Genomic DNA, 8510 nt, shown 5'->3' with positions numbered 1-8510 from the left:
GTGGCGAGGACGAGGGTGCCCAGCGCGGCCGGGCTGCCCTTCGCCCACTCGGCGGAGTTGGTCTCCAGCCACTTCAGGGCGCCCGCCGCCGACCATGAAGCCCGCCACCGCGGCGAAGAAGCTGGGTGTGTACCTCGAAGCCACCCCCGCCGAGTTCCAGGAGGGCGTGGTGACCCGCAGCGAGCTGAACGCGCTGCAGGCCGAGCCGCCCCAGTGGCTCCAGGAGCTGCGACGCAACGGCCCGCACCCGCGCCCGGTGGTCGCCTCCAAGCTCGGCGTCTCGATCGCCGGTCTCGCCCGGGGCGGGGTCACCGAGGCCCTCACCACCGAGCAGATCGACGCGCTGAAGCAGGAGAACCCGGAGTGGCTCCAGAAGGAGCGCGCCACCCAGGCGGAGGTCCGCAAGGAAGCGGTCCGCATCAAGGAGAAGCACGCGGAGCGCGCGGAGCGCCTCCAGCAGTCGGATTCCTGACCGCCGCGCGCCGTCCGGCGCGGTGAGCGCCGCAGGCGCCCCGAAATGCCCCGTGCCGGACGATTCGGGTAAAGATCACCGGAATGCGGACGGCGCGCCGTGGGCAGAGCTGCGGGGTGATCTCGCGACTCCTCGCCACGTTCCGGCGCACCAGCACACTCGTCTTCTCGGCCGACTTCGGCTCGACGTCCCGGTGGGTCGCCGGGCGCTCCTGGGCCTATCCCGACGGCGGTCCGGTCAATCCGGGCGACAGCAAACTCGATCACCTCGTCGACGACCCCGAGTACAGCCGCAGCGGCACCTTCCGGGCCACCCGGCGGCCGGACGGCAACTGGAACACCGGGCTGCTGACCACCGAGGGCAGTGAGGAAGGCTTCCTGCTGCGCGCGGAGGACGTGCTGGAAGCCCGGGTCAGACTGCCCGAGGCGGTCGGCGCCTGGCCCGCGATCTGGACCTGGCGGGACGGCGGCCAGGAGGTCGACGTCTTCGAGTACCACCCCGACAACCCGGACCTGCTGGAACTGTCCAACCACGTCCGCGGCGGGGGCTCCTACTACTACCGGAACGCCGCCGTGCAGCCCGGCGCCTGGGTCGACCTCAAGGTCAAGTTCGGCGCGAACTCGGTCGTCTGGTGGGTCAACGGCAACCGGGTCTTCGCCGACCGCCGGGGGCTCGTCCCGCGCCGGCGCGAGTAGATCATCGTGAACCTCTCGGTGAGCGCCGGCCGCTACCATCCGGCGCCGGCGCCGGGGGTCACGCAGATGTCGTACGAGGTCTCGGACCTGCGCGTCTACCGGTCCTAACCGTGTCCCACCGCCGCGGCCAGGCGTTCCTCCAGCCTGCGGAATCCCCGCTCGCCGACGGCGCGCCACAGCACCCGGGGCGGCAGCGGCAGGTGGGCCATGATCAGGATCTGCTCCCCCGGGTCCGTGTCCTTGAGGATCATCCCGAGGACGGTGAACAGCCTGCTCCCGGGCGCGGCGGCGACGGCCGCGGTGCCGAACTCGTCCCACTCCGCCTGTGACACCGCCTCCGGGGCGAGCGGCAGCGCCTCCCGCTCCTCCTCGTCGAAGTGCTCCTCGGCGGCCCGGGACACCTCCTCCAGGGCGGCGGCCAGCTCCTCTCCCCGGGCACTGCCCGCGCCCGCCGTCCATGGCCCGATCAGGGCGTCCGCCCGGGCCAGGCGGGCCGACAGGTCGGCGTGCTGCGCCCGCATCCGCTTCCACAACCCGGCGTGTCCGGGCACGCGTTCGGCCAGCTTGGGCCACAACAGCCGGTCCTCGTCGGCCTGGTGGCGGTGCAGGGTGTCCAGCAGCAGCGCCAGCCGGTCGGCGACCAGCCTGATCTGCGCGCGGCTGCCGTGACGCACCCCGCGCACCCGGCCCGGCGCCTCCCCGAACTCGCGGCGGAACATCCGGTGGACCACCACCAGGTCGTGCGTGGTGATGGGTTTTCCCTGGTTCTGCAGTGGTGTCGGCATCGGCCGTGGCCCCCGTCCTGGTGGGTGAACCGGCCCTCCAGCCTGGCGCGCGGCCGGCCGTCTCCGCCAGGGGCGCACGACGGCGCTCCAGCGCCCCCGGGGAGCCCGGTCTATGCCAGGGTGCGCACGGCCTGGTCCCGGAGGTCGTAGCGGGCGGCGACGACGGCCAGCCGGCCGGTGGCCACGCGCCGCGCGATGTCGGGTTCGGCGGCCAGCCGGTCGCGGGTGCGCCGGGCGTGCGCGTCGATGGTGGCGGCGATCCGGGCGTCGCCGGTCTGGCCGTGGTCGATGGCGGGCCGGATCTGGTCCGCGAGGTACTGGATGTGCGCGGGCAGCGGCTGCCCGGTCTCGTCGGCGTGGACGGCGGCCCCGACCGCCCCGCAGGACTGGTGGCCGAGGACCAGCACGAGGGGGATGTCCAGCTCCAGGACCCCGTACGCGACGCTGCCGAGGACGGCTTCGTCCAGCACCTCGCCCGCCGAGCGGACGGTCAGGAGGTCGCCGAGCCCCTGGTCGAGGACGAGCTCCGGGGGGACGCGGGAGTCGACGCAGCCGAGGACGACGGCGAAGGGCTGCTGGGCCCGGGTGAGCCGCAGCCGTACGGACGGCGATTCGTTCGGGTGCTCCTGCCGGTACGTGCGCCAGCGCCGGTTCCCGGCGGTCAGCCGGCGCAGGGCCTCCTCCGGGGAGCCGGGGCGGCCGGCGGCCTCCGGTGCACCCGGCTCGGGCGCGGGCGCGGCGGAGGCCGGGTGGGCGGAGCCGAGGGCCAGCGCGGACCCCACGGCCGCGGAGCCGGCCACGGCGGCGCGCAGCAGCCCGCGACGGCTGGGCGAAGGGGCGTCGGCTGTCTGTATGTTCGAATGCATCGCGGGACCGTAACCCGCTTGCGGGGCGCACGGCCGGGCGCGTGGCGCAATGGCGCGATGTCCGCCGGGATCCGGCCGAAAAGGCGGGACGGGCGTTTCAGCCCGTGGACGGCCGGGCCCCGGACGGCGCCGCCGGCGGCCCCGCGGGGACAATGGGCGCCATGCGAATTCGAGCAGTGCTCCGCGATGAACTGCCCCTGCTCCAGGCCATCGAGAGAGCCGCCGGGGAGTGCTTCCGCGGTATCGGCATGGGCGAGGTCGCCGACGACGAACCGCTGCCGCTCGGCGAACTCGCCCGCTACCAGCGGGCCGGACTGGCCTGGGTCGCGGTCACGGAGACCGATGCCCCGCTCGCCTACCTGATCGCCGACCGCGTCGACGGCAATTTCCACGTCGAGCAGGTGTCCGTGCACCCGGACGGCGCGCGGCGCGGCATCGGCCGGTCGCTGCTGGAGCATCTGGCGGTCCTGGCGGCGGCCGGGTCCGTACCGGCGCTGACGCTCACCACGTTCGAGGACGTGCCGTGGAACGCCCCCTACTACGCGCGCTGCGGTTTCGTGCGTCTCGACGAGGGGGCGCTCGGGCCCGGCCTGAAGGAGATCCGCGACCGCGAGGCGGAGCACGGCCTGGACCGGTGGCCACGGGTGTGCATGCGCCGCGTGGTGTGACCGCGGCGCCCGGGGCACCCCCGTGGCCGTGCCGTCTCCGGGGGCGGGGTCAGGCGGCCCCGCCCTTGCCGTCGGGGGCCGTGCGGCCGAACTGCTCGTCCAGGACGGACAGCCGGCGCCAGTACTCGTCCTCGTCGATCTCACCGGTGGCGAAGCGCCGGCCCAGGATCGCGATGGGCGAGTCCGGGCCGTACGAGCCCCGCGCCGCCGCCCACGGGCCGCGCGGGCCGCGGCCGCCGCGCCCGACGGTGCGGCGCAGGACGGTGACGGCGCCGAGGACGACGGCCGCCCAGACCAGCGGGACGAAGAGGATCCACGGGCCGGGCCCGTCGTACGCCAGGGTGTTCATCTCGGTTCAGCTCCTCGGAAGGGAGGGGATGTCCTTGTCGCTTCCGAGGGTGGCCCCGCGAGGGGGTCCGGGTCGTCGTACGGTCGGCGGCACCCGGGCTACCTCCGCGGGAGTAGCGTCAGCCGAGCCAGCCGGGCCGGACCAGCCCCGACTCGTAGGCGAGCACCACCAGCTGGGCCCGGTCGCGGGCACCGAGCTTGATCATCGCCCGGCTGACGTGCGTCTTCGCGGTCAGCGGGCTGACCACGAGCCGGCGGGCGATCTCCTCGTTGGACAGGCCCATGCCGACCAGGGCCATCACCTCGCGTTCCCGCCCGGTCAGCCGCTCCAGCTCCGCCGCCGCCTCCGGGGGCTTCGACCGGGCCGCGAACTCGGCGATCAGGCGGCGCGTCACCCCGGGCGAGAGCAGCGCGTCCCCGGCGACCACCGCCCGTACGGCGCGCAGCAGTTCCTCCGGCTCGGTGTCCTTGACCAGGAAGCCGGAGGCGCCGGATCGGATCGCCTCGAAGACGTACTCGTCCAGTTCGAAGGTGGTCAGCATGACCACCTTGACCGCGGCCAGCCCGGGGTCGCCGGTGATGGTGCGGGTGGCGGCCAGGCCGTCGAGCACCGGCATCCGGATGTCCACCAGGGCGATGTCCGGGCGCAGTTCGCGGGCCAGGCGCACGGCCTCGGCCCCGTCGGCGGCCTCGCCCGCGACCGCGATGTCCGGCTGGGCGTCCAGCAGCGCGTGGAAGCCGGCCCGTACCAGCGCCTGGTCGTCGGCGAGCAGTACGCGGATCAACGGTCCTCCCCGGGTGTCGTGTCGCCCAGCGGGAGCCGGGCCAGCACCCGGAAGCCGCCGTCCGGCCGGGGGCCGGCCTCGATGGTGCCGCCCTGCGCCGCGGCCCGTTCGCGCATCCCGACGAGGCCGGTGCCGCTGCCGCCCGCGTCGCCACCGGTGGCGGGCCCGTCGTCGTCGACGCGCAGTTCGAGGGCGCCGGGCGGGCGGGTGATGCGGATCCGGGCGGTGCGGGAGCCCGAGTGGCGCACCACGTTGGTGAGCGCCTCCTGGAGGATCCGGAACGCGGCGAGGCCCGTGCCGGGCGGCAGCCCCCGGGCGGCCGGCTCCCCCTCCACCGAGACGGTGAGCCCGGCCGCGGCCGCCTGCGCGACCAGTTCGGGCAGCCGGTCGAGTCCGGGGACGGGGGCGCGGGGCGCCTCGCCGGGGGCGCGCAGGGTGTCCAGGACCTGCCGGACCTCGCCGAGCGCCTCCTTGCTCGCCGCCTTGATGGTGGTCAGGGCCGTACGGGCCTGTTCGGGGTCCGCGTCGAGCAGGGCCAGGCCGACGCCCGCCTGCACGTTGATCACGGAGATGCTGTGGGCCAGTACGTCGTGCAGCTCGCGGGCGATCCGCAGCCGCTCCTCGGCGGCCCGGCGCCGCTCGGCAGCCTTCCGCTCGGCCCGGTCCCGGGCCCACTGCTCCCGGCGCACGCGGACCAGTTCGGACGCGGCGAGCACGGCGATGACCCAGGCCGTGACGCCGCCCTCCGTCCCCCACGGCGCGGGTCCGTCGCCGGGCGGCGGCAGCCAGCGGTACAGCCAGTGCCCGATGAGGAGGTGCCCGGCCCACAGGGCGCCCACCGCACCCCAGGCGGCCCGGCGGTGTCCGGAGACGACGGCGGCGAGGCAGGCCAGGGCGACGCTGAGGAAGACGGGACCGTACGGGTATCCGCAGGCGAGGTAGACCAGCGTGACCGCGCAGACCCCGTACACGACGGACACCGGGTGGCGGTGGCGCAGGAGCAGCAGGGCCGGCCCGAGGAGCAGCAGGAGCCGGCCGGGCAGGCCGAGGGGCTCCCGGCCGGGCTGGAGCTGGTGCACCCACCCGCCGGAGGCCTGGGCGAGCACGGCCACGAGGAGCGAGGAGCGCCACGGAAGCCGCTCGTCGCCCGTGTGCTCCGCCCGGTACTCGCGCCGCCACTGCCCCATGCGGCCACGCTAGACGCCCTGCACCGCCCCCGTCGTCCGCCGCACGGGCCGATCGGGCGTACTCCCGGTGGAGTAGGCGTGCGGCGCGCGGATCACGGTGCGCGCAGGGCGTCCACGGCGATGCGGGCGGTGGTGCCGATCACCGCGTCGGCGCCGGGGAGGGTGGCTGCCGGGCTGGCGGCGCGGGTGAAGACGGCGACGGCGTAGCGTCCGCCGTCGGGGTACTCGATGACGCCGACCTCGTTGCGCACGGTCGGCAGACTGCCGGTCTTGCCGGCCACGTGGACGTCGTCGAAGGGGAATCCGGAGGCCATCCGGTGGGGCCACACCTGGAGCCCGAGCAGCCGGCGGATCGCGGCGCCGTATTCCGGGGCGCAGGCCTCGTCGCGCCAGAGGGCCGCCAGGAGGCGGGTCATGTCCCGGGGTGTGCTGCGGTTGCCGCGGGCCGGGTCGAGGGCGCGGAGCCGCGCGAGGACGTGCGGATCGGCGAGGGCCTGCGCCCCGGCGGGGCCCAAGTCCTCCCGGATTCCGGCGAACAGCGAGCGGAAGGTGTGGACGGCCCGGGTGCGGGTGAGGCCCAGCCGGGCGGTGGCTTCGTTGACGCCGTCGAGCCCCGTGCGGGCGAGGAGCACGTCGGCGGCGGCGTTGTCGCTCACGGCCGTCATCAGGTACGCGGCGTCGCGCAGGGACATGCGCACGGGATCCAGCATCGCGGCCAGTCCGGTGGGGCCGGCGGTGCGGTCGGCGGGCGGGATCTCCACCTGTTCGGTGAGGTCCAGGCGGCCGGCCTCGGCCTGCTGGTGGAGGGCGACGAGCAGGCAGAGCTTGTGCACGCTGGCGGTGACCACCGGGTGGTCGGCGCCGGCGTCGATCTGTGCACCGGTGTCGATGTCGACGGCGTGCAGCCGGCCGGTGACGCCGGCTTCGGCGAAGGCGGCGCCGATGCGGTGGACGGTGCGGTTCACAGCCAGTACTCCGCTGCCGGGCGCAGGTGCAGGGGCCGCGCGGGTACGTCGGCCGTCACCCCCGAAGTGTCCCCCAGGGCGCGTGTGGCGGCTTCGGCGAAGGCCCCGACGGCGGCGTCGCCCCGCCCCTGCGGCCAGGCGACGCTGTGGCGCCAGGCCAGCGGGGCGCCGGTGAGGGGCCGCCAGACGATGTCGGCGTACGGGCCCGGCGCATCGGCGGACACGCTGTCGCGCGGGGCGAAGGCGACCGCGTCGGCGGAGAGGACGAGGCCGCGGACGAAGCCGGGTCCGCGGCCCTGGCGGACGGCGGCCGGGGTGTAGCCGCCCCGGGCGCAGGTGTTCAGCACGTCGTCGTGCAGGGCGGGCGCCTCGGCCCGCGGGAACAGGACCAGGCCGTATCCGGTGAGGGCCGCGAGCGGCACCTCGTCCAGGGCGGCTTGGGGGGCCTCGCGGGGCAGCAGCACGCCGAGTTCGCTGCGCAGGACCGGGCCGAGCTCCAGCCCGGCCAGGTCGCAGGGGTGCCGCAGGAGCCCGGCGTCCAGTTCGCGGGAGGCGAACCGGGCCAGCTGCTCGGCGGTGGACAGCTCGTGCAGCTCCAGCTGCACGCCCGGGTGGTGGTGGCGGAAGGCGGCCAGGATCGCGGCGATCGTCCCGCCGGCGGTGTCGGGCGGCAGGGCGGCGCGCAGGAGCCCGCTCTCCCCGTCGCGGATGCGGCGGGCGGTGGCCGCGAGGGCCTCGGCCCGGGCGAGCAGCAGCCGGGCGTCCTCCAGCAGCATCGTGCCCGCCGCGGTGATCGACACCTGGCGGCTGGTGCGGTCGAAGAGGCGGACGCCGAGTTCGTGCTCCAGGCGCCGGATGCGCTGGGACAAGGGCGGCTGGGCCATGCCGAGCAGCTCGGCGGCACGGCCGAAATGTCTTTCTTCTGCAACGGCGACGAAGCACTGCAGATGCCGGATCAGGTCCACGACCGGCAACGATATCGAAACTTGATCGATCCGGGATCCATACCGAACTTGGACGGGAGCCGGGCGGCGGTGCTGTGCTCACCCCATGACCTCCACCTCCCCCCTCCCCCGTCCCCCCGCCTCCCGGCGCGCCCCGCTCCGCGCGGCCCCGTACCGCGCCGCCCTGGCCCTCGCCGCCGCCCTGGCCGCCGGGCTCACCGGCTGCGCCGCGGAGCCGCAGCCCCCCACGGCCCCCGGGCCGGCGGTGAGCCGGAGCGCGTCCGCGGTCGACAGCCGGGAGCGGCTGACCGTGGACGGCGGCACCCGGGAGTACCTGATGCACCGTCCGGCCGCTGACGGCGGCGGGCCGCGGCCCCTGCTCATCGCTTTCCACGGGCGCGGCGCCGACGCCGAGCACCTGCGCAGGCAGAGCGGCCTGGACCGGGCCGCCGAGGCCCGCGGCATGCTCCTGGTGTACCCCGAGGCGGTGGGGAAGGCCTGGGGTGCGGGCACCGCGCCCAGCCCGCAGCGGCCGGATCCGGACGCCGATGTCCGGTTCACCGAGGCACTGGTCGCCGAGCTGGTCCGCTCCGGCCGGGCCGACCCCCACCGGGTGTACGCGGCCGGGTTCTCCAACGGCGGCTCGATGGCCCTGCGGATCGCCGCCCAGCGTCCGGACCTGGTGGCGGGTGCGGTCTCGGTCTCCGGTGAACTCCCCACCGGGGCCGCCGCCGTGAAGCCGTCCGGGGCGGTGCCCGTCCTGATCGTCTACGGGGCCGAGGACCCCGTACGCCC

Annotated in this window: 10 protein-coding genes and 1 pseudogene; 4 read left to right on the top strand and 7 right to left on the bottom strand. The window is 75.6% G+C overall.

From position 1 onward, the window contains the following. The first annotated feature begins 94 nt into the window (after positions 1 to 94). Together ACFXA3_RS26505 and ACFXA3_RS26500 are read left to right on the top strand one after the other, a co-directional pair. Positions 95 to 472, top strand: a complete 378-nt coding sequence (locus tag ACFXA3_RS26505; protein WP_385190804.1) for a DUF5997 family protein — start codon at positions 95 to 97, stop codon at positions 470 to 472. An 83-nt stretch (positions 473 to 555) separates the two neighbouring features. Beyond that, a pseudogene (locus tag ACFXA3_RS26500) lies at positions 556 to 1275 on the top strand (beta-glucanase). Here ACFXA3_RS26500 and ACFXA3_RS26495 read toward each other — a convergent pair. Beyond that, on the bottom strand, positions 1272 to 1952 hold the full coding sequence (locus ACFXA3_RS26495; protein ID WP_385190802.1) for a hemerythrin domain-containing protein: 681 nt from the start codon (positions 1950 to 1952) through the stop codon (positions 1272 to 1274). The pseudogene ACFXA3_RS26500 and the gene ACFXA3_RS26495 overlap by 4 nt on opposite strands. Positions 1953 to 2062: 110 nt before the next feature. Further along, entirely contained in the window at positions 2063 to 2818 is a 756-nt protein-coding gene (locus ACFXA3_RS26490) for a carbonic anhydrase (RefSeq protein WP_385190801.1), read from the bottom strand. A gap of 161 nt (positions 2819 to 2979) precedes the next feature. On the opposite strand from ACFXA3_RS26490, the gene ACFXA3_RS26485 reads away from it, so the two are divergent. Next, a complete protein-coding gene (locus ACFXA3_RS26485) occupies positions 2980 to 3486 on the top strand; it encodes a GNAT family N-acetyltransferase (protein WP_385190800.1) in 507 nt (168 codons plus the stop codon). Between the two features lie 49 nt (positions 3487 to 3535). Here the strand turns inward: ACFXA3_RS26485 and ACFXA3_RS26480 are convergent, their stop codons facing one another. The 5 genes from ACFXA3_RS26480 to ACFXA3_RS26460 all read right to left on the bottom strand — a co-directional run bounded on the left by ACFXA3_RS26480 (position 3536) and on the right by ACFXA3_RS26460 (position 7736). Then, complete coding sequence (locus ACFXA3_RS26480; protein WP_385190799.1) at positions 3536 to 3835, bottom strand: SHOCT domain-containing protein; 300 nt, start codon at positions 3833 to 3835, stop codon at positions 3536 to 3538. Positions 3836 to 3953: 118 nt separating this feature from the next. Then, the gene (locus ACFXA3_RS26475) at positions 3954 to 4619 is read right to left on the bottom strand and encodes a response regulator (protein WP_385190798.1); all 666 of its coding nucleotides are present in this window, start codon (positions 4617 to 4619) and stop codon (positions 3954 to 3956) included. Continuing rightward, on the bottom strand, positions 4616 to 5806 hold the full coding sequence (locus ACFXA3_RS26470) for a sensor histidine kinase (RefSeq protein ID WP_385190797.1): 1191 nt from the start codon (positions 5804 to 5806) through the stop codon (positions 4616 to 4618). The genes ACFXA3_RS26475 and ACFXA3_RS26470 overlap by 4 nt, the downstream gene beginning before the upstream one ends. 92 nt (positions 5807 to 5898) lie before the next feature. Further along, complete coding sequence (locus ACFXA3_RS26465) at positions 5899 to 6771, bottom strand: serine hydrolase (RefSeq protein ID WP_385190796.1); 873 nt, start codon at positions 6769 to 6771, stop codon at positions 5899 to 5901. Beyond that, on the bottom strand, positions 6768 to 7736 hold the full coding sequence (locus ACFXA3_RS26460; RefSeq protein WP_385190795.1) for a LysR family transcriptional regulator: 969 nt from the start codon (positions 7734 to 7736) through the stop codon (positions 6768 to 6770). The genes ACFXA3_RS26465 and ACFXA3_RS26460 overlap by 4 nt, the downstream gene beginning before the upstream one ends. An 85-nt stretch (positions 7737 to 7821) precedes the next feature. On the opposite strand from ACFXA3_RS26460, the gene ACFXA3_RS26455 reads away from it, so the two are divergent. After that, positions 7822 to 8510, top strand: a 689-nt coding sequence (locus ACFXA3_RS26455) for an alpha/beta hydrolase family esterase (protein WP_385190793.1), incomplete at its 3' end; no start/stop codon positions are given.

The sequence above is a fragment of the Streptomyces sp. NPDC059456 genome (assembly GCF_042750055.1).
In the GTDB taxonomy this organism is placed as follows: Bacteria; Actinomycetota; Actinomycetes; order Streptomycetales; family Streptomycetaceae; genus Streptomyces.
The sequence above is the reverse complement of the archived record's forward strand: the minus strand, read 5'-3'. Positions and strand labels throughout refer to the sequence as shown.